A 19745-nucleotide genomic window follows, 5' to 3' on the forward strand; every position below is an offset into this window, starting at 1 on the left:
TCGCTAAAAGCCAATAGCTAATTACCACATGAAACTAATTCGTTTTACTATACTCCTGTTCATTTTAGGTTTTATTGGAAGAACTGCGTCTGCGCAAAGCGTGAAATTATCGGACGAGCCGACGCAGTTTATGACCCAGTTCCGGAAACTGATGGACGGCAGCCGCAATCCGCAATACATCCGGTCCGCGGCGCAACTCGACAGTATCTGGATGTCCTCGTTCAATACGGGACAACAAATGAAGTTTACGGCTATGGTAAAAACGCAGGTTGCCAAAGGTCAGAAAGCGGGGCCGCTGCTTTTTCTTTTGACAAAAAATGCAACCTTTCTCGCCAAACAATCCCCCGAAAATCTGGATGGCTTTCTGAATGTTGCCTCAGTAGCAGGTGAAAAATCGGATGCAAAATCATTCATAAAAGTGCTCGAGACCGTCCGGACTTTGAGCGAAACCAATAAACTTTACTCCTCCAACTACAATTCACTTTATCTCCTTGGCGGGACTTACAAATATCGTTTCGATACGACTAATGCGGCAAAAGCGAACATCGAAGCAACTGCGGCAGCTATAAACGACAGCTGGGACACGCCGGTTGATTCGAATTTTGTAATTGCTCCGAAATCCAATCCATTACCGGCTATCACCGGCGCAATCCTCGATTTGCAAAATGCGACTTTCGCGATGGTTACCGCCGGAGACTCCGTCGTTTTTGGGCCAGCGAATGGTAGTGTTTCTTTGCAAAACGGTGTTTTTGTAGGTAAAAACGGGAAATTCAACTGGCAGGCTGCGGGGGATTCGACGATTTATGCGGATCTGGATAGTTACTCTTTTAATATCAGTCAGCCAAAGTTGCTGGCGGAGAATGTGACACTGCATCACGATCAAAAACTTGCGGCGCCCATTAAAGGAACATTGGAGTATCGGGGCGTAAAGAAAATCAAAGGCCAGCCCACAGCGTATCCTCGTTTTGTTTCAAATGGCATTGACGCCCGATTGAAAGAAGACCGTAAAAACATCGATTATAAAGGTGGTTTCGCATTGATCGGTACTGAAATGTACAGTTCGTCGCTTAGCGATCTGCCGTCGACTGTGAAGGTGAAATACAAGGATAAGCTTGCATTTACGGCTTTGAGCAAGAAATTCATTCTCAAAGATTCCGTCATTTCTTCGTCTTTTGCGCAGTATTCCATGCCTCTGGGTACTGACTCTTTGTATCATCAGGGAGTTACATTTAAATACAATGACGATGAAGGTTTGGTAAAACTGGGACGGGCAGAAAAAACGGATTATGCGCCGCTGCCCTATCAGGACAGTTATCACAAAATGAATATCTGGTCCCAGGCTATGCGCTGGCGTTTCCCGACCGAGAAAGTCGAGTTTCTGCGCATTGACGGAAAAACAGTAGTGCCGGTACGGCTTGAATCTCAGGATTTTTTCAAAAAAGAAAGGTTCAGGGAAATTGCCAAGGAATACGGTTCCCAGCCATTGAATATGGCGGCCAATTACGTTCAGACTACCAAAAAATCAGCGTTTCTGGCCGAGGAACTTGCCAAACATTTTAAACAAAATCCAACCATTCTGCGCAATGCATTGCAGCGTCTGGCACTGGAAGGTTATTTCATTTACAACAAATCCACAGACGAATTCGCATTAAGCAAAAAAGGCGTTTTGTATGTACTGGCTAATCTGGATAAAGCGGATTATGACAACTTTCAGGTTTCGTCTCAATACACTGCAAATGAAGAAGTTGCAAATGCGACCATTTACCTGCCTGACACGATGCTCACCGTTTTGGGCGTTTCGCGTTTCATTGTCAGCGACTCACTGAAGATCTACGCGATCCCGTCCGATAAAAAATTGATCATCGGCAAAAACAGGAATTTCACTTTGAATGGCCAAATGGTGGCGTCTAACTACCAGTTCCGTGGTCAAAACATCAAATTTGACTATAATCAGTTCTTTGTCAACGTTGCTCCATCCGATTCGATCACATTTACCCCCAGAGAAAAATTTGCAAAAGGACAGAAAGGAGAAGTCGGCGGGCACGTGAAATATGACAAAGGCGGTACCTTCTATTTAAGCGATCCTAAAAACAAGTCCGGGCTCCAAAAAGGTATTAAGAAGTCGCCGCGTTTGGTGGTGGAAAGTGGTATGACGGTGTATTTCGACCAGCCCGAACGCGGTACCGTTATTTATCCAAAAGAGGTGTTTTTCAAAATACCGAAGATCGATATGGGCGGGCTTGATGAACGTGACGTGATTTTTGAAGGTGCATTTAATTCGAATGGCATTATTCCACCTATCAACACGATCCTGAAAAGTATGCCGGATAACTCGCTCGGTTTTGAATACAAGCCGCCGGTTACGGATATGAAGATCTATGATGGCAAAGCATTGGCACGGTTCACGGATACGCTCACCATGGATAACAGTGGTTTGCATTCAAAGGCCGTTTTGAAATACTTATCTGCCTCAATGACCGCTAAAAACGTGCTGCTCACCTCCGATTCCCTGATGGCGTCTGGCGAAGTGGCGAGCATTAAGGAAGCAACCATCGGTAAAGGTTATTTCCCGGCTGTTGACTTAAAAGATTATGCATTGAAATGGTATCCAAATGCGGATAGTATGTTCATTAACACTACTGGAAAGTCATTTTCTTTTTATAAAGGAACTACGAACCTGGAAGGAAGCTTGCTGTTGCGCTCGTCTGGACTATACGGAAGTGGTAAGTTGAAAAGAACGGATTCCGAGCTTTCCTCGCCGGATATTAAGTTTAATAAGGATGGTTTCCTCGCAAACCGGTCGCAGTTCGCGATCAATAGCGGTGACGCAAAATCGACAAAAAAGCTGCTCACAGGTAATAATGTCAATATCGATTTTAATTTCAAAACGGGTATCGCCAATTTCCTGACGGACGAAACAGGCTTTGGAAACGATTCTTCGGGCATGCAAATCCCGACTGCTTCTTACCAGACTTTAATCGGCAGTGCGAAGTGGGATATGACCAAAAAGACGATCTTAATGAAAGGAATCGGCGAAACGTCGTCTTATACTTCCACCGACCCAAGCCAGGAGGGGCTTACATTCAATGGCGCTGAGGCACTTTATGACATTGAAAAAGTTTCACTGAATATCAAAGGCGTTCCATTTATTCAAACCGCCGATGTTAAGATCATCCCCGATAAAGGTTATGTCAGCGTGGATAGTAAAGGAAAGATTGCTCCATTAAAGAAAGCCCGCATTGAAATTGATACGTTAAATGTCTCCCACAGATTGCGTGATGCAGACATTCGGATTGATTCGCGTAATCATTTTGAAGGCTCGGCTACTTACCAATATATCACGGCCCGCAAAGACACATTCAACATCAAGATGCAGAATTTTGAGTTGCGGGAAATGGGTGTGGCGGATACCGGTAAAAGATCCAGAAACAATACTAATCAGGCAAATGCTGCTGTGAAGTATTACACGACGGCGCGTGCAGATGTGAAAGAAGCTGAAAACCTGATCCTTTCTCCACGCATTCAATTCAAAGGAGGCATTAACCTTATTGCTTACGAACCTTCTTTACAACTGGATGGATTTGTAAAACCGGTGATTAAATTCAGGAAAGATTTTCAAAGTTCTTGGATCGTTTACAAGGAATCTCCGGGCGAAACCGTCGCCATTAAGATCAATAAAGACCTTAAAAATGAGCACGAAATCCCGCTTTCGGTGGGCTTGCATTACAACGAGGCGAGAGGCATGTACATGAGTTTCCTTTCGCCAAAAGAGTCGGATGGGGACGAAGATATCTACCTCGCGCAAGGTGCATTGAACTATGATGAGGACGCAAAGGCATTCAAGGTGAACCCGCCGCCCGGGGCAGACGGATTGATCGACGAAGCTAATGCATTGCGTTTTGATGATAAAACCGGACTTGCCAGCTTTTCGGGTGCATTTAAAATGATTGGCGCTGACTGGCTTCAGAGTGTGGGAAGTGCGGAGGTGCAGGTGGATAGCTCCAAATTCAGCTTTAACACTATGCTTTTGATGAAGCTGCCCGCATTGGAACCGATTTCTCAACCATTGGTAGCAAAAATTGTTGAAACCAATCTGGAAGAACAAAACAGTACGGCGGCGGACGATGATTTTGAACAACTGAATAACAAATTGTCTGCATTGATCGGCTCGAAAGCAACCGATGCCTATGCGAAACTGACCGCTGCGGGTTACAAACCGTTGTTTGAAGCATCACCGGCGTTAGATGTTCCTATGGTTTTGTCGAATGTAAATCTGCACTGGTCGGCTGCGCATCAGGCATATTATTCGCAGGGGCCGATCGGCGTGGCGCATTTCGGACGGAATAACGTGAATGCGCAAATGGAAGGTGTGCTGGAAATTCGGCGGGGAGTTGAGGGGGACGAATTCAGTTTGTACTTACAGGCTTCCCCGGATATCTGGTACTATTTTGACTTGAAACAAGGTGAGCTCGGCGTAGTTTCGTCGCAAGTCGATTTCAATGATCAGATTACTGCAAAATCCAAAAACGTGAAGTCGAAAGACATGTCGCTGGTTTCGATCGGGCCGGAGGAAAAAGATATGTTTGTGAACCGGTTTGACGATTTTTATCAACCCGCAATCAAAAAGGCGAAGCTCGTAAAAGCTACCACCAAGAAGAAAGCAGTAACGACTCCAGCAGCAGAAAAAAAGAAAAAAGTAGAGCCTACCGAAGGATTTTAATCTCATTTTAAGAAATGCAATACTTTATGCTACTTTTTGAAAAATAGCATACATAATCGTAGTTTTACAGTCCAATTTCTTGCAAAATCGCTTAACTGTCGTATTTTTGAACAAAACTTATTGTAATTTAAAATAATCATTGAATAGTACAAGATGAGTATTGTCTTAATAATAATTTCAGTTGTTGCTGCATATTTGTTGGGGTCGATCCCAAGTTCAGTCTGGTACGGAATAGGATACTTTGGGATTGATGTTCGCAAACAAGGAAGTGGAAATGCAGGTGCAACCAATACGTTCAGGGTTTTAGGAAAGCGTGCAGGAACGGTTGTAATGCTGATTGACGTGATGAAAGGCTGGACAGCGACCTGCCTTGCGTCGATGCTTTTTTATATGAATGAAATTGGCGAGACTGAGTTGCTTGTCTACAAAATACTCTTCGGGATCGTTGCTATCATCGGTCACATTTTCCCTGTTTTCGTAAACTTCAAAGGTGGCAAAGGAATCGCGACGCTACTTGGAATGGTTCTCGCAATCCACCCGGAACTTGCATCGGTTTGCATTACTATCTTTATCCTGACACTCGTTGCGTCTCAATACGTTTCGCTGAGTTCTATCCTGGCGACGTTAGCGTTTCCGGTTCTTTCCTGGCTTGGCCTGTTCGGGCATCCGGAGCCGCTGCTGATCGTTTTCGGGTTTACGATGTTCATTCTGGTTGTACTCACGCATCAGAAAAATATCGTGAGGCTACTCAATGGAAACGAAAGCCGCGTCAAGATTTTCGGCAGGTCAAAATCGCAACCCAGTCATTCGTAATCACGATTTTAAAAGAAATACCAACCCCTGAGGCCAGACCTTAGGGGTTATTTTTTTATCTTGGCTTTCCTTTCCACGTGATCGAACTAACATTAACAAATGAAAAAATACATTGAAACTAACCGCGACCGATTTTTGAATGAGCTTTTGGATTTGCTAAGAATTCCGTCGGTTAGTGCGGATTCCAAGTTCAAAGACGATATGAGAAAGGCAGCCGAATTTGTAAAGAATAGCATTTTGGATGCTGGCGCAGATAAGGCGGAGATTTACGAAACGGCGGGACATCCGGTAGTTTATGGTGAGAAAATGGTAGATCCGGCATTGCCGACTGTATTGATTTATGGACATTATGACGTTCAGCCGGCAGATCCGTATGAACTTTGGAACTCCCCCCCATTTGAACCCGTAATTAAAAACGAACGGATTTATGCGCGAGGTTCCTGTGATGATAAAGGCCAGTTTTATATGCATATCAAAGCGTTGGAAACGATGCTGGCTACCAATTCGCTCACTTGCAATGTGAAAATCATGATCGAAGGTGAGGAAGAGATAGGCTCGTCCAATCTTGGCGCTTTTGTAAGAGAATATAAGGAAATGCTGAAATGCGATACGATCCTGATTTCAGATACCAGCATTATCGCGAACGATGTTCCATCCATCGAAACCGGCCTTCGGGGATTGACATACGTGGAAGTGGAAGTAGTTGGTGCAAACCGTGACCTGCATTCGGGCGTTTACGGCGGCGGCGTAGCCAACCCGATCAATGTACTTTGTGAAATGATCGCCTCGCTGAAAGATGAAAACGGGCACATTACCATTCCCGGTTTTTATGATACCGTCGAGGATCTTACGACTGAGCAACGCGATGCATTAAACGCAGCTCCATTTGATCTCGAGGAATATAAAAAGGATTTGGATATCAATGATGTTTTGGGGGAAAAGGGTTATTCGACTATTGAGCGAACTTCCGTACGCCCGACGCTGGATGTAAATGGGATCTGGGGCGGATATATTGGTGAAGGTGCCAAAACGGTTTTGCCTTCCAAAGCGAATGCTAAGATTTCAATGCGATTAGTCCCGAACCAGAACGACGATGCGATTTGTGAGTTATTTACCAAACACTTCGAATCTATTGCGCCTGCATCTGTAAAAGTAAAAGTTATCCCGCATCACGGCGGCTTACCTTATGTTACTCCAACTGATTCGGTTGAGTACAAAGCGGCTGAAATGGCAATGGAAGAATCATTTGGCAAAAAACCGATTCCAACGCGTGGTGGCGGAAGTATCCCAATCGTCGCGCTGTTTGAGCAGGAATTGGGCCGGAAAAGTATTTTAATGGGTTTCGGGCTGGATATTGATGCATTGCATTCCCCGAATGAAAGTTACGGTTTGTTCAATTATTATAAAGGAATTGAAACGATACCGCTGTTTTTCAAGCATTATGCGGCGTTGAAGAAATAAGCGGCCGGAGGAGAGACTTGCCAAGTCTTAGTAGACTTGGTAAGTCTGGCGCGCCGCTACCGTTTCCGTCGCTGCTCCCGCTTCATTTTTTTCAGATTAGCGATTGCAGTTTTCGCTTCTCTATCCTGGCTCGATTTCTTATCCGCCTTATCATCGGCGGTTTTATAGTATTTCAAAGCCTCGTCATAATCTTTTCGGATCTCGGCAATTTTACCCAAACCAATGAGAGATGAAATATAATAGCCTGCATTGGTCGAGTTAGTCTGAGTAGAATACTCGATTGCTTTTTTATAAAAGCCACTCGCAGCCTCATAGTTACGGTGGTAATTCATATTGTAATACGCTAAAACATAAGCCGCATTTCGGCCACTAACGCCCTCGTAGCCAGGCATTCCCTGAGTAATTTTATCAATGATGTTCTGAGCGGCCGTTTCAGCCTCGGCCATTTTTCCGGTTACAAATGCAGTCCGGCAGAAATACCTTTCGAAATAAGGATTGTTTGGGAAGGTCTGCCACATGTATTTTGCCATTTCATAGGCTTTACTGTGCTCATTTTCCATGCTGTAAATCTGCAATAAAAAGTACCTCGCCTCCACCCTCGTGTAGAATGCATTATTTCCTACTTTTTCAAGCTGCTGCTCCCCGAGCTTCTTGTTGCCTTTTGGAAAAAGCGCCAAAATCGGTTTCAGGATCGGATATTCTTTCGGGACCCATTCAGCGTAGTAATTATAAAGTCCATCCCCAAAAAGCAGCTCAGGAGTCAGATCGCCATTTCCTTTACATTGCTCGAAATATTTCAGAGACTTTTTTCCCGCAAAAGCTGCTTTCGTCCAACTCTCGCGCTCCGCGTACAACCTTCCTTTAAATGCATATGCAGCCGCCAGGAAAAATGCCGGCTCAACTTTATTTTTCTCCTTATCGTAAAGTTCTTCTGCAAGATTAATGGTCGAATCCATCTGAGCCAGAAAAGCTTTGTCGTGCGACTCATTTTCCGTATTTGGTACAATCTTCCACCACTCTGCGAGGCCCATTAAGAAATGTGGCATCGGATGTTTCGGATAACGGTATTTGAGCCACCGGAACTCTGCATCTGCCTCTGCAAACTTGTAATTATAGAGCATATTAATCGCTTCGGTCGACTCAATCTGCACGCTCGGGTTGTTGAGGACCATATCATAATTCTTGTCCAGCTCGGCCGAAGAATACAGCTGAGCAGATACAGTATGCGCTGTTAAATAGCAGAATATGATGGTGTTAATGAGCCTTTTCATAGCTTGGGTAAATCTGTCCTTTAAACGCGGGATTTTTATTTTACGTTTGTCATCGACCCGGTTTTTGAAAAAAGAGTTAATATTGATCAGCTTAAGATGACACCGCCAATATGATTAACATTCTTGACAAAACATTTGTCCCTTTTATTTCCAAAGAAGAAATTGAAACCCGCATAACCGAGCTGGCCGCGTCGATCAGCAGAGATTACAAGGACAGTTGCCCGGTTTTCCTGGTGGTTTTGAATGGGGCATTTCTATTTGCAAGTGAGCTTGTCAAGAGAATCCCATTATCCTGCGAAATTACGTTTATTCGGGTTTCATCCTATTCCAAAACAGAATCTACCGGGGAAGTAAAAGAGATTATCGGAATAGATAAGAATCTGGCAAACCGGGACATTATCATCATTGAAGACATTGTAGATACTGGCCTCACAATGAGTCAATTAATATCGAAAGTTTGGGAAAAATCTCCAAAGTCGGTGGAAGTCGCTACATTACTGCACAAACCAGAATCGCTAAAAACACCGATCGAGTTACGTTATACCGGCTTTAAAATTGGTAACAAATTTGTGGTTGGTTATGGGCTTGATTATGATGAAATTGGCAGAAACCTGGACTCGATTTACGCTTTGGAATAAACTTACACGCCTCAAAATTCAACGACCAAACCTCTAAATATGCATATTCAATTTTTTGGGGCTGCAAGAGCCGTCACCGGAAGCAAGCATTTGATTACCACCGAAAAAGGCACTAAAATATTACTCGACTGCGGGCTTTTTCAAGGGATTCAAACAGATGAATTCAATAACACATTTGGTTTCAAACCTTCCGAAGTCGATTATCTGATCTTATCTCACGCCCATATCGACCATTCGGGGTTGATCCCCCGGCTGGTCAAAAAAGGTTTTAACGGACCGATTTATTGTACTTCCGCCACCGCTGATCTGTGCCGGGTTATGTTAATGGACAGCGCCCATATTCAGGAACAAGATGTTGAACGGATCAACCGGAGGCGTCAAAAGCAAGGTCGGCCTTTGCTGGAAGAATTATACAGCTCAGAAGATGCTGCGCAAGCATTGACGTTGTTCAAACCGGTAAAGTATGGCCAGACTTTCTATGTCGGAAAGGAAAACGAAGTGGCGGTGGTACTTACAGACGCAGCGCATTTACTCGGTAGCGCAGCCGTTCACTTAACAATACCAGACAAAGGGACATTTACGCAGCTCACATTCACCGGAGATATTGGCAGGCCGGAAGATCGTATTCTGAAAAAACCAGACGTTTTCCCCCAGGCCGACATTATTATTTGTGAGTCTACCTACGGCGACCGTCTGCACGAAAAAGAAGGCGATATGCACGCGCATCTCTTGAAAATTGTACAGGAAACGTGCGTTCAAAACCGCGGCAAACTCATCATTCCTGCGTTTGCAATTGACCGTACACAGGAATTGATTTACGCTCTCGACCAACTATATAGCTCGGGTAAACTGCCCCGCATCCCGGTTTACATTGACAGTCCGCTCGCGATCCGTGCTACCAAGATCATGAAGGATCATGAAGAATGCTTCAATCCGGAAATTCTCGCGTACATTGAAAAAGATGGCGACGCATTCGCATTTCCCTATCTCCATTACATCTCAGATGTGCAGGACTCCATTGCCTTGAATGAAAAGAAAGAACCTTGCATTATCATTTCGGCATCCGGAATGGCGGAGGCCGGGAGGATCAAGCATCATATTAAAAACAACATTGGAAATCCGACGGCGACAATTTTACTGGTCGGTTATGCTTCCGCAAATACATTAGCCGGAGTTTTAAAACGGGGCGACAAGCAGGTTAACATTTTTGGGGAACAATTTGAAGTCCGCTGCAATGTGACCTCGATGGAGTCATTTTCCGGTCATGGAGACTACAATGAAATGCTGGATTTTCTTTCGTGCCAGAATCCCGAACGTGTAAAAAAGGTTTTCCTGGTCCATGGTGAGTATGAAACGCAGGTTTCGTTTAAATTAAAACTGCAAAATGCTGGGTTTAAGAATATTGAAATTCCCGCTCTTTACGAAAATGTAGAAATTTGAACGGTCTGCTTTAAAACCTGCCAAGTCTTTACTACTTTCGCAAACCCAATTTCAAATGCCGAAGTGGTGAAACTGGTAGACACGCACGTTTCAGAGGCGTGTGGGGGTTGCCCCATGCGGGTTCGAGTCCCGCCTTCGGCACAAAACGCTGTTCCTGCTATCAGGAATGGCGTTTTTGATTTAGGCCAAATTAGTGCCAAATGCTTACCCTATTTGATAGACTGAATCATCCGCCGGATTTCGTCAGGCACTGAACCTGGATCTATTTGTTCTGCCAACTTCAAATATTTGGTCGCGCTATCCTTTTTCATTGCATACAAATAAGCCATCGTCAGTTTGGATATGGTACCACTGTTTTTTGGATCCAGTCTGAAGGAGTGCCTCAGGTAATAAATGCTGCTATCCAGATCTTTTTGGCTACGGGTATCCGCATAAATGTTGCCGTAGCTCTGGGCTGCTGCTTCCCAAACAATAGGATTTTCGGGATTGAGCCGGAGCGACTTTTTAAAGAACGGTATGGATTCTCTAAACCTCTCCTGACCTCCTAACAAGTTTCCGAAACCCCAATAAACTTCTGCATTGCTGCTATCGAGCAACCAGGCCTGGTTGAACCGCATCATTGCCGTATCCTGGACATTTGCATCGAAGTATTCCCAGGCTCTCGCAACCCGGTCTTCTGCCGCCCGTTTTCTATCGCCCTGAAATAATCCGTCAGTCTCTTGCAAAAACCTTCGGTCTGCCTCAATTTGCTCCGGACATTTTTTGGCATTGCCATACATGGGAAGCAGATTAATTTTTTCAGGACAATCCCGGATCAACGAACAGCAGATATATGTGATCGACAGAAAAAAGCAGCGGTGCAAAAAGTTCTCCATTACCTAGATTGAATTACGGTTACGCTCGGTATTCGGCGGAACACATATACAAAAAGCGAACCTTAATTTTTGTCCCGGACCCGCTTTACGATTTTTACGGCCGTCATAATCAATACAGCAAAGATGATCAGCCCGAGTACTCCCCACAGCCAGTCGACTGTATTTTTCAAAACGACCAGGAATACAATGGAGAATAGAAATATGGTGGCGACTTCATTAAATAACCGCAGCTGGGAAGATGAAAACCGAAACTTTCCTTGGCTTAACTCCTTAAGGATCTTGCCGGTAAAAAAATGGTATCCCAAAAGTCCCAGGACAAAAAGCAATTTCAGCTGCATCCAACCCTGCTCCAGCCACGCCGGCGTAATGTAAAGCATGATCGATCCGAACAATAATGCCAGCCAGCTTGCAGGTGTCATGATCGCGTTCCAGAGCAATTTTTCCATTTTGGTAAACTGCGCAAAAAGTATTTCACGCTCGGGATTCGGCTTGTCTTTTGCTTCGGTGTGGTACACAAATAACCGGGGCATATAAAACAGCCCGGCGAACCAGCTAACAACGAAAATAATATGCAGAGCCTTAAAATGAAGGTAGGTCATAGAGGAATTGTACCGATCTTTTTGTACTCAAATTTCGTAAATTATACATCAATAAGCCGATAAAACTTTATTTGTCTGCGTTTCGTTACCAATTTGAAAAAATCAACACTATTAACATGATTAGAACCACCATCCCCATTTTCACATTTCTATTTATGTGTTGCATGGTCATTATTTCGTGCGCGCAATCTGATAAAAAACAGAAGAAAAATATGGATAAAGCAACTGCGTCCGCCGCATTGGACGAGAATAATGTAAATACCGCGAATACTGAAATCGCAACTTTCGGCACGGGTTGCTTTTGGTGCACCGAAGCTGTACTGGAGTCTTTAGACGGCGTCAAAAAGGTAATTTCAGGTTACTCCGGAGGCCACGACCCGAATCCTAATTACAAAGATGTTTGTACAGGAACCACCGGACATGCCGAATGTGTAGAAGTCACCTATGACCCGAAAGTGATTAGCTATGCCGACTTACTTGAAGCGTTTTTCCGCAGCCACGACCCTACAAGCCTGAACCGTCAGGGCAATGACGTGGGAACTCAGTATCGGTCCGTGATTTTTTATCACAACGATGAGCAGAAAAATCTGGCGGAAAAAGCGAAGGCTGAGCTTGATAAATCCGGAGCATACTCGAATCCGATCGTCACTGAAATTACTAAAGCTCCGAAGTTCTATCCCGCAGAGGACTATCATCAAAACTATTTCGCAAACAACCCCGACCAGGGATATTGCGCGTTTGTCATTGCCCCAAAACTGGACAAGTTCAAAAAAGTTTTCAAAGAGAAATTACGGAAACAAATCTGATTTCAACCTTTAAAATTGGATAAAGGCCAGTTATAAGGTGAGAGTATCCGCATAATAAGTATAAATGGCACAAGTTTTGAAGCGTTCAAATAAAGGCTTTAATTTGTGCCATTATTTTTTAACAATAACTAATCTATTACGATGAAAAAGATTCTATTTATGTTTCTGGTTGCCGCCGCTTTCAGCGCAACTTCCGAAAAGGCTTTCGCCCAGTTTGAAAAAGGAGATAAATTACTGAATGTTGGTATCAACTTAGGCGGCACGTACGGTGGTGGCGGGATCGGTGCAGGTGCATCGTTCGAAGGTGGTGTGCATGACTTCATCAGCGTAGGTGGTCAATTCGACTTTGTGCATTGGGGGTATGGTGGAGGAATTTACAGTTACGGCTGGAGCTACAATTTTATTAATATCGCAGCCAGAGGTTCATATCACTACGGAAAGCATTTCCTGAAAATGGATAATCTTGACCTTTACGCTGGCCCTGCATTGGGCTATCGTATTGCGAGCTCATCATATGACGGCATTGGTTATGACGCGTATGGTAGCGGTGTTTTCTTCGGTGCATTTGCAGGAGCACGCTACTATTTTAAACCGAATATGGGCGTGTTTGCTGAGGTTGGTTATAATGCCTCTCCATTAAAAGCTGGTATCGCTTTCAAATTCTAAGACAAGTCGAATAAATAAAAAAAAGGTCGCCGGAAATGTTTCCAGCGACCTTTTTCATTTCACCATGTCTATTAAAAATTCAAACTCACTCTGACATATCCTGATTGAGTTACCGGATTGAACCCTGGGTTGATCCTCCATGCAAGGGGCTCACCCCGGTGAATCAACTCCCTTCTAATCCTGTTGGCTTTTGAACCGTTTTTGCCAAATTTGATAAAACCGACTGTTCCAAACGTAGTAGCTCCGGCAAAGCCGCCGATCATCATCCAGGCACCCCTCAACGCCCTGCGTTCATCGGCATAAGTAGCAAAATTCCCATTTGCATCTGTTGCACTGGCTAAAATACCTGTTCCGATCCCTGCAACAAGAACCCCAGCGGAGGTTCCGGCTATCCCCATGATCAGCCCGCCTTTCGACTTGGCTTTATAGAATTTGTAGGTAGCACGAAGTTGATCTGAGGGAGAAGCTCTTATTTCCTCCATTAACTTATTTCCGTTTCTGGGAGGTGCTGCCGCAGGTTTAACCGAATTTGGCTGTGCCGATGAGGGTGTATAGTAGCTTGGTACTTCCAGAACTGCCTCAAACGTCTCGACTTCACCATTACCGTATTTAATGGAGGTGATCTCGCTCTTTTTGACCGTAAATAACGGGCCTTCCGGATCTGTTAATTTCTTGTATTTAACGACGCTCTCATCCACTTCCTGAATGAATACTTCTAATTTAGAGTCGCCCCGAAGCATAATGATATCGGGTTTTCTTTGCGTTTGAGCAGAGCAAAATGTCGCAATTGCGCATAAAAACAGCATCGCACACAGGATTGGCGCTACTTTAGGTAAACTTACTTTCATTCTGAAAAAGCTTGATGAGTAGAATTTTAAACTAATGAAGTAAAAAATTTACCTGGATCAAAACGACATTCTCAAAGTAAGGTAGCCAGATTTATTTAACGGGTCGAAACCCGGGCTGATCCTGAATGATGTCAATGGCTGATTTCTGCGTTCGAGCTCCGCTTTCACTTTCCCGGCTTTCTTTTTATTCACCTTATGATTACGGAAAGTGATCAGCCCGAGAACGCCCCCGAAAACCGGACCCGCGATGGCCAGAGACGTACCGATCGTTTTGTTGTCAGGGCTATCCCCGGTTGAAGAGACGATTATCCCGGAAACCAGCGTCGCAACGGCAATCGAAGTAAAGACAATCGCCCCGGTTCTACCATCGATCGCTTTGTTGTTATAATATTCGTATTTATCCCTCAACTGATCTGAGTTCGCCATGACCACACTTTTGTCAAATGCATTGGTCGGCAAATTATTCATGTCTGCATATTGGCCTACGCTATCCGGTGGGACCTTACCGACTAAAACGGAATCTTTCACATTGATGATTTTCCCGTTTTTTAGCAAAACCCTAGCGACCTGATCGAGATATATGTAGGTTTTGGCACTATCGGCTGTTCCCAGGTCGCGGTAGTTGATTTTCTCGTAGCTCATTTGGGTAATCAAAGCCTGAATCCGAGAACTGTCACGCTTAACAATCACATCATTTTTTGCGGGCGTTTGAGCGGCGGCAGATTGGACAAGAAGGAAGGCGAAGAAAGCAACTTTCGTAATAAGCAACTTTTTAAATGTGTGTAAATGCATATTGGTGAAGTTAAAATGAAAGATAGATTTTTTAAACCTACATAAACTTTCTTCACCTATCCTAAAAAAGTGTGCTATTACATTCCGAATTTATTTAATTGCTTCACAAGCACCTCAAAATCTTTGGGATACGGAGCTTCGATACGTATGGGGTCTCCGTTCATTACAGCAAAGGAAAGAGAATGCGCATGTAGTGCAACACGTTGAATAAGAGGTTGTTCCTCTGTCTCTTTTTTCAAATTGAATTTGCGTTTCAGGCTCGACAAAAAGATAGGCTCACCTCCATATTGAGGATCGCATACAATAGGAGCTTTCAGGCAGGATAAATGGATGCGTATCTGATGCATACGTCCGGTTATGGGGATACATTCTACTAATGTGTATCCGCGATAAACCTGCAATGTGTTGAAAATGGTTTCAGCAACCTTGCCTTCCGCCCGGTCAATTTTTACGGCAGTGCCGTTCTTTAAGGGGAGAATTGGCAGGTAAACGGAAATACTATCGAGATTATGAATGCCATTTGCAACTGCATGATAGCGTTTCGTCACTTCACGATGCTCAAACTGCATTGCCAGATGGCGGTAAGCTGCCGGGTTTTTCGCGAATGCGAGGACTCCCGATGTTTCCTTATCTAATCTATGTGCAGCCTGTAAATCAGGATTATATTCTTTGGCAAGCCGCAATACGCTTCCTCCTCTGTCTGCTGTCCGTTCATCCAGTGTTGCCAGGTGTGGCGGTTTGTTAACCAACAGAAAATCCTCATCTTCAAATACTATGAGGTCTTTAAAATTCAATTTCATAATTGTTCAATAAAAATAATCCGAATGAATTACCACATAACGATAATTCATTCGGATTCGCTCACTTTAAAAAATTTAAGCAGTCTCTGGTGTAAATATAATCATACCAATGCAGTAACCCTCGTAGGATTCGGATTTATGGTGTCGGATTCGACTAATCCATCTCGGAGGCGGACAATGCGGTGCGCGTAATGCGCGATATCTTCTTCGTGCGTCACCATAACAATCGTATTTCCTTTACTATAAAGCTGATCGAACAAATCCATGATCTCGTATGAAGTTTTTGAATCCAGGTTTCCGGTAGGTTCATCTGCCAGCAGGATACTCGGATCATTCACCAAAGCCCGGGCGATAGCAACCCGCTGACGCTGACCACCTGACAATTCATTCGGTTTGTGCCCGGCCCGGTTTTCGAGGCCCACGTTTTTAAGGGAGAGCATTGCCTTTTCAGTTCTGTCCGATTTGTTTAGACCTGCATAGATCAGCGGCAATGCAACATTATCCAGCGAGGACATTCTTGGCAAAAGGTTGAAAGTCTGAAATACAAACCCGATTTCCTTATTGCGAATTTCAGCGAGTTCGCTTTCAGTCATGTCACTCACGTCTTTATTATTCAAAACATAGCGGCCTGTCGATGGTGTGTCAAGACATCCGATGATGTTCATCAGGGTTGATTTCCCAGAACCGGAAGGCCCCATAAATGCAACATATTCTCCTTTATTGACCGAAATAGTCACGGATTTCAATGCCTGGATAATTTCCGTACCCATTACATATCGTTTTGAAATCTCCGTAGTTTCTATGATTTTCATGTATGGGATTTTTCTTTTAAATAACTAAAACAGGCTAAAACGTATGTCAGACCGCAGCTGATGTCTTTTGAAAATAAATGAATGTGTACAAAGATGCGAGCAAAACCGCCGCTGGAATATCTTCGTTCTGGACCTCCCCTGTTTTCTGCCAAAACCCCGACAGCTTGAAATCAGCCCGGGTGCCATTGTTGGCAACAAACCATTTCCTGCGGCTCCACGGCTCAAACTTCCATTCGTAGCTTATGTCGTTGTACGTAATGGTTGCGGCGCTTTTCAGAAAATGAAATTCGATGTTGCCGAGAATTTTATCTCCGTCAATGCTTTGGATATCTGTTTTCTTTTGCAAAAACCCTTTGGTTTTAAACCGGACCAGATGTCCGTTAAGTTCTCCGTATCCTTCGTTTTTCCAGGTACTGGTTTTCAGCAACCCGGCTATTATTTTGCCCCTGAAAATCCGGTGCTCCGTTCCGCTAAAATTCGATTTCCAGGTTAAAGACATTTGTTGATGAAGTGCAGATTATGAATCTCTAAAATATTAAATCATTGAAATTCCGCCCGTTGTTTTTCGATAAGTGCCCGCATAGGCTGATAGCGCGTCAAAAAATGCTGATAATCGGCAGGCTCGGCATATTGCCTCACTTTTTCGTCTCCTTCTGCCGCCTGGGTTAATAAACCCTGATCTAAGCTCAGATAGGCATATTGCTCCCAGATCTCCGGCGCATATTCATTGTACCGCAATGCGTCGATCACCAGCTTGTAGGCTTTGGTAGGTTGCTTTTTATTTCGGAAATAGGATGAGGCGGCAGCCACTGCTTTTGCATTAAATGGGTTAGCTCGAACAAGTTGCGACATTGTTACGTCAGAAGGATTTTTTGTAGCTACTAGCAAAAGCGAATCGGATGCAGTTTTCAAACTTACCCCAGAAAGTAATGTTTGTTTCAACTGTTCGACGGCAGGATTACTCTCCTTTTCCTGCAATTTATCCAGCAAGATCACCGCGATCTCCTTTTTGTTTGAAAGTGCATTGGCGACCGCCATTCCAATCGTCCCCTCAATTCCCTCAACCACCGAAAGTGGCTCCATTGCTTTGTCGTATAAGCCCAACTGTAATAGCCAGTGTCCCAAAATCTTATGATACAGATCGCTTTTCTGATCGTCTTCGGCAGCCCAGGCCGAAAGCGTTTCTAATGCCCTTAACTTATCGCCACTGTAAAATTCAGAGTATAATGCTGCAAAGCTGAGATCCTGAGAAAGTACCGGATTTTTTGCGGCAAGTTTAGGCAAAAGTCTTGCAGGAAAACTGTCCAGCTTCGCCTGATTTGTAGCGTAATTAATCAAATATGCAAATGACGACGCGCTCAAAAGTGAGTCCGGCTGAACAACGTTTTGGTTGTAAGTTTCTTTCGAAAACCGTTGCCTCAAATTCTTTACAGCCAGCCAGTTTGCCTGCCAGGAATTGTAATCCTGCTTTTCACTGCCCTGAGAAAGTGAATCAAGCAGCTGTGAATCGGTGCTTTTTGCCAGAATAGCTAACAAATTGGTAGCAGGAATTTCTGGACGCTGCGAGTACGATTTCGATTTATCTACATAATAATATGCCGAATCCGCCACATTCGTCTTTGCATAAAGCATTCCCAGGTTATTCAGCAACTCGCCACTTTTTGGAAACTTTTGAATGCCTTCTTTTAAGCTGTAAACCGCATCAAAAAAAAGATTCTCCTGGGTAAGAATTCCGCTGAGTCCCGCATAAGCCTGGGGAGAAGGGTTTTTTAAAAGAGCTTGTCTGAAATAGTACGCTCCAGCATTCTGGTCGCCTTGTTTTAGCGCCAGCGAAGCCAGTGCATAATTGGATTTATGATTCTGAAATTCCTGTTGCAATGCGAGCTTATAGTATTGCTCGGCCAAAGTAAACTGTTGCAAAGTCGCATGAAGATCCCCCAACCCATTAAAATAACCCGCAATTGCCTGATTGACCGGAAGTAACTTTTGAGTGGAAAATAAGACGAATACTGCAGCAACCCCAAACAGACGTGTCTGAGTCAAACCGAAACGGAGTGGTTTGTAAAGAACTTTGTAAACGGCCAGTCTTTGTTGAAAAAGAGGATAAAAATTGATCAACACATAAAAAAGAAATAGCACACTCATCGCTAATTGACCCTGCACAACCACATCTTCCAACGTTTCCAAAACCGGGTCGTTTGCAGTGCCAGCCATCAATGCCGAAAATGCGACGGCAATCAGGAACATTCCTAGATAAAGCCAGAAACCGGTACTCCGAAAGGGGATCAAGCCACCCGTCGAATCGGCACGCCGCCGGAAACCCCACAAACCTAAAATTGCCGAAATTAATGCAAGAATAATCGGACTAATCAATGTGACGTTCCAATCGATCTGCTTCGTGTTTCTAAGAAAGATCAGAACAAGTACTAACAAATAAAGCACGCTGATCACCAGAAAGTTAACCAATCCGGATTTTCCTTTATTGACTGATCCGCTCGTGCTCAGCCAAACCAGCCCCGCCATAATTTCCGTGGAACTCACCAGCAGGAAAAGCACCGTGATGACCAGCCAAAGTGGAAATGAGTAAACCGCTGCATTTAAAGCCGGGTGGGAAGATGTCGTTGATATAAAGACAATTAGAGCGATTAATGTAGAAATCCCAAGAAAACTTATGATCCGGGCACTTATTCCAAAGTCCTGCCGAAAGGCGTGAAAGTAATAGCTCACGCCACCATATAAAATCACTGTCAGGATAAATAGAAGCCGACTTTCTCCCAAAACACCTAGCGATTCAAGTCTGGAAAAACCGAGAAATAAAATAAAAATAATCATTCCGGCCAGGTACCAGAATCGCGGCATTGTTGTAAGTGCCGCCAGGATCAGGGAAAGACCCGCGAATGCAAAAACCCAAAAGATCCTGATCGTCAGCAAATCAACCTCCATGACAGACGCGATGAAGCTTTCGGTTACCAAATGCGAAAGGGACGAAACGCCATATTGCCACTGCCCGAGCTGAAGAATATCTACCGAGGTACTGATATCCGAAAGCTCACTCAACACATTCCAGCGAACGACATTATCCAGTGGATCTATCGTTTTAACAATAAAAAAAAGCACGGCTAAAACGATCAGAACCAAGCCGGCAATCACCATCCTGCGTTCCGACGAAGACCATACTTTCCAGAAAAAGAATTCCTTCATATA

16 protein-coding genes and 1 tRNA gene are annotated in these 19745 nt (G+C 44.1%); 8 read left to right on the forward strand and 9 right to left on the reverse strand.

From position 1 onward, the window contains the following. Positions 1 to 28 precede the first annotated feature (28 nt). The 3 genes from LZG72_RS16520 (at position 29) to LZG72_RS16530 (ending at position 6994) form a co-directional block, all read left to right on the forward strand. Positions 29 to 4720 carry a hypothetical protein gene (locus tag LZG72_RS16520; protein ID WP_233874800.1) on the forward strand — a complete coding sequence of 1564 codons (4692 nt, stop codon included), beginning with the start codon at positions 29 to 31 and terminating at the stop codon, positions 4718 to 4720. A gap of 153 nt (positions 4721 to 4873) precedes the next feature. After that, positions 4874 to 5533: a glycerol-3-phosphate 1-O-acyltransferase PlsY gene (gene plsY, locus LZG72_RS16525; protein ID WP_233874816.1), complete on the forward strand. Its 660-nt coding sequence runs from the start codon at positions 4874 to 4876 to the stop codon at positions 5531 to 5533. Between the two features lie 99 nt (positions 5534 to 5632). Further along, positions 5633 to 6994 carry a dipeptidase gene (locus tag LZG72_RS16530; RefSeq protein ID WP_233874825.1) on the forward strand — a complete coding sequence of 454 codons (1362 nt, stop codon included), beginning with the start codon at positions 5633 to 5635 and terminating at the stop codon, positions 6992 to 6994. Between the two features lie 56 nt (positions 6995 to 7050). Here LZG72_RS16530 and LZG72_RS16535 read toward each other — a convergent pair whose 3' ends face one another. Then, complete coding sequence (locus LZG72_RS16535; RefSeq protein ID WP_233874828.1) at positions 7051 to 8265, reverse strand: lipopolysaccharide assembly protein LapB; 1215 nt, start codon at positions 8263 to 8265, stop codon at positions 7051 to 7053. Between the two features lie 110 nt (positions 8266 to 8375). Between LZG72_RS16535 and hpt the strand changes: the two genes are divergently transcribed. The 3 genes from hpt to LZG72_RS16550 all read left to right on the forward strand — a co-directional run bounded on the left by hpt (position 8376) and on the right by LZG72_RS16550 (position 10484). Then, entirely contained in the window at positions 8376 to 8903 is a 528-nt protein-coding gene (gene hpt / locus LZG72_RS16540) for a hypoxanthine phosphoribosyltransferase (RefSeq protein WP_233874836.1), read from the forward strand. A gap of 39 nt (positions 8904 to 8942) precedes the next feature. Beyond that, positions 8943 to 10343 (forward strand): MBL fold metallo-hydrolase RNA specificity domain-containing protein, encoded by a 1401-nt coding sequence (locus tag LZG72_RS16545; protein WP_233874838.1) that lies wholly within the window; start codon positions 8943 to 8945, stop codon positions 10341 to 10343. Between the two features lie 57 nt (positions 10344 to 10400). Further along, positions 10401 to 10484 (forward strand) — tRNA-Leu (locus LZG72_RS16550). Between the two features lie 68 nt (positions 10485 to 10552). Here the strand turns inward: LZG72_RS16550 and LZG72_RS16555 are convergent. Further along, positions 10553 to 11218 (reverse strand): tetratricopeptide repeat protein, encoded by a 666-nt coding sequence (locus LZG72_RS16555; protein WP_233874848.1) that lies wholly within the window; start codon positions 11216 to 11218, stop codon positions 10553 to 10555. 62 nt (positions 11219 to 11280) lie between these two features. Continuing rightward, complete coding sequence (hemJ, locus tag LZG72_RS16560; RefSeq protein ID WP_233874851.1) at positions 11281 to 11817, reverse strand: protoporphyrinogen oxidase HemJ; 537 nt, start codon at positions 11815 to 11817, stop codon at positions 11281 to 11283. 116 nt (positions 11818 to 11933) lie between these two features. Here hemJ and msrA point away from each other — a divergent pair, with 116 nt between their 5' ends. Both msrA and LZG72_RS16570 read left to right on the forward strand, forming a co-directional pair. Continuing rightward, positions 11934 to 12623, forward strand: coding sequence for a peptide-methionine (S)-S-oxide reductase MsrA (gene msrA / locus LZG72_RS16565; protein ID WP_233874855.1), 690 nt, complete (start codon positions 11934 to 11936; stop codon positions 12621 to 12623). Positions 12624 to 12764: 141 nt separating this feature from the next. Then, positions 12765 to 13289 (forward strand): porin family protein, encoded by a 525-nt coding sequence (locus LZG72_RS16570; RefSeq protein ID WP_233874858.1) that lies wholly within the window; start codon positions 12765 to 12767, stop codon positions 13287 to 13289. Positions 13290 to 13360: 71 nt separating this feature from the next. On the opposite strand, the gene LZG72_RS16575 is transcribed toward LZG72_RS16570, so the two are convergent. The 6 genes from LZG72_RS16575 to LZG72_RS16600 all read right to left on the reverse strand — a co-directional run bounded on the left by LZG72_RS16575 (position 13361) and on the right by LZG72_RS16600 (position 19742). Continuing rightward, positions 13361 to 14137 carry a hypothetical protein gene (locus LZG72_RS16575; protein WP_233874872.1) on the reverse strand — a complete coding sequence of 259 codons (777 nt, stop codon included), beginning with the start codon at positions 14135 to 14137 and terminating at the stop codon, positions 13361 to 13363. A gap of 57 nt (positions 14138 to 14194) precedes the next feature. Further along, entirely contained in the window at positions 14195 to 14929 is a 735-nt protein-coding gene (locus LZG72_RS16580; RefSeq protein WP_233874880.1) for a hypothetical protein, read from the reverse strand. A 77-nt stretch (positions 14930 to 15006) separates the two neighbouring features. Then, positions 15007 to 15729, reverse strand: coding sequence for an RluA family pseudouridine synthase (locus tag LZG72_RS16585; RefSeq protein ID WP_233874883.1), 723 nt, complete (start codon positions 15727 to 15729; stop codon positions 15007 to 15009). 101 nt (positions 15730 to 15830) lie between these two features. Beyond that, positions 15831 to 16541, reverse strand: coding sequence for an ABC transporter ATP-binding protein (locus tag LZG72_RS16590; protein WP_233874887.1), 711 nt, complete (start codon positions 16539 to 16541; stop codon positions 15831 to 15833). Between the two features lie 46 nt (positions 16542 to 16587). Next, entirely contained in the window at positions 16588 to 17040 is a 453-nt protein-coding gene (locus LZG72_RS16595) for a hypothetical protein (protein WP_233874890.1), read from the reverse strand. Positions 17041 to 17081: 41 nt separating this feature from the next. Further along, entirely contained in the window at positions 17082 to 19742 is a 2661-nt protein-coding gene (locus LZG72_RS16600) for a hypothetical protein (protein ID WP_233874893.1), read from the reverse strand. Positions 19743 to 19745: the final 3 nt, after the last annotated feature.

The organism is Dyadobacter sp. CY323, assembly GCF_021390245.1.
Lineage (GTDB): Bacteria > Bacteroidota > Bacteroidia > Cytophagales > Spirosomataceae > Dyadobacter.

Excerpts from the sequence above, each read along its gene's own strand:
- plsY (WP_233874816.1), top strand. The coding sequence starts at position 4,874 with ATGAGTATTGTCTTAATAATAATTTCAGTTGTTGCTGCATATTTGTTG.
- LZG72_RS16585 (WP_233874883.1), bottom strand. The coding sequence starts at position 15,729 with ATGAAATTGAATTTTAAAGACCTCATAGTATTTGAAGATGAGGATTTT.
- LZG72_RS16570 (WP_233874858.1), top strand. The coding sequence starts at position 12,765 with ATGAAAAAGATTCTATTTATGTTTCTGGTTGCCGCCGCTTTCAGCGCA.
- hpt (WP_233874836.1), top strand. The coding sequence starts at position 8,376 with ATGATTAACATTCTTGACAAAACATTTGTCCCTTTTATTTCCAAAGAA.
- LZG72_RS16520 (WP_233874800.1), top strand. The coding sequence starts at position 29 with ATGAAACTAATTCGTTTTACTATACTCCTGTTCATTTTAGGTTTTATT.
- LZG72_RS16580 (WP_233874880.1), bottom strand. The coding sequence starts at position 14,929 with ATGCATTTACACACATTTAAAAAGTTGCTTATTACGAAAGTTGCTTTC.
- LZG72_RS16530 (WP_233874825.1), top strand. The coding sequence starts at position 5,633 with ATGAAAAAATACATTGAAACTAACCGCGACCGATTTTTGAATGAGCTT.
- msrA (WP_233874855.1), top strand. The coding sequence starts at position 11,934 with ATGATTAGAACCACCATCCCCATTTTCACATTTCTATTTATGTGTTGC.
- LZG72_RS16535 (WP_233874828.1), bottom strand. The coding sequence starts at position 8,265 with ATGAAAAGGCTCATTAACACCATCATATTCTGCTATTTAACAGCGCAT.
- LZG72_RS16590 (WP_233874887.1), bottom strand. The coding sequence starts at position 16,541 with ATGAAAATCATAGAAACTACGGAGATTTCAAAACGATATGTAATGGGT.
- LZG72_RS16600 (WP_233874893.1), bottom strand. The coding sequence starts at position 19,742 with ATGAAGGAATTCTTTTTCTGGAAAGTATGGTCTTCGTCGGAACGCAGG.
- LZG72_RS16595 (WP_233874890.1), bottom strand. The coding sequence starts at position 17,040 with ATGTCTTTAACCTGGAAATCGAATTTTAGCGGAACGGAGCACCGGATT.
- LZG72_RS16575 (WP_233874872.1), bottom strand. The coding sequence starts at position 14,137 with ATGAAAGTAAGTTTACCTAAAGTAGCGCCAATCCTGTGTGCGATGCTG.
- hemJ (WP_233874851.1), bottom strand. The coding sequence starts at position 11,817 with ATGACCTACCTTCATTTTAAGGCTCTGCATATTATTTTCGTTGTTAGC.
- LZG72_RS16545 (WP_233874838.1), top strand. The coding sequence starts at position 8,943 with ATGCATATTCAATTTTTTGGGGCTGCAAGAGCCGTCACCGGAAGCAAG.
- LZG72_RS16555 (WP_233874848.1), bottom strand. The coding sequence starts at position 11,218 with ATGGAGAACTTTTTGCACCGCTGCTTTTTTCTGTCGATCACATATATC.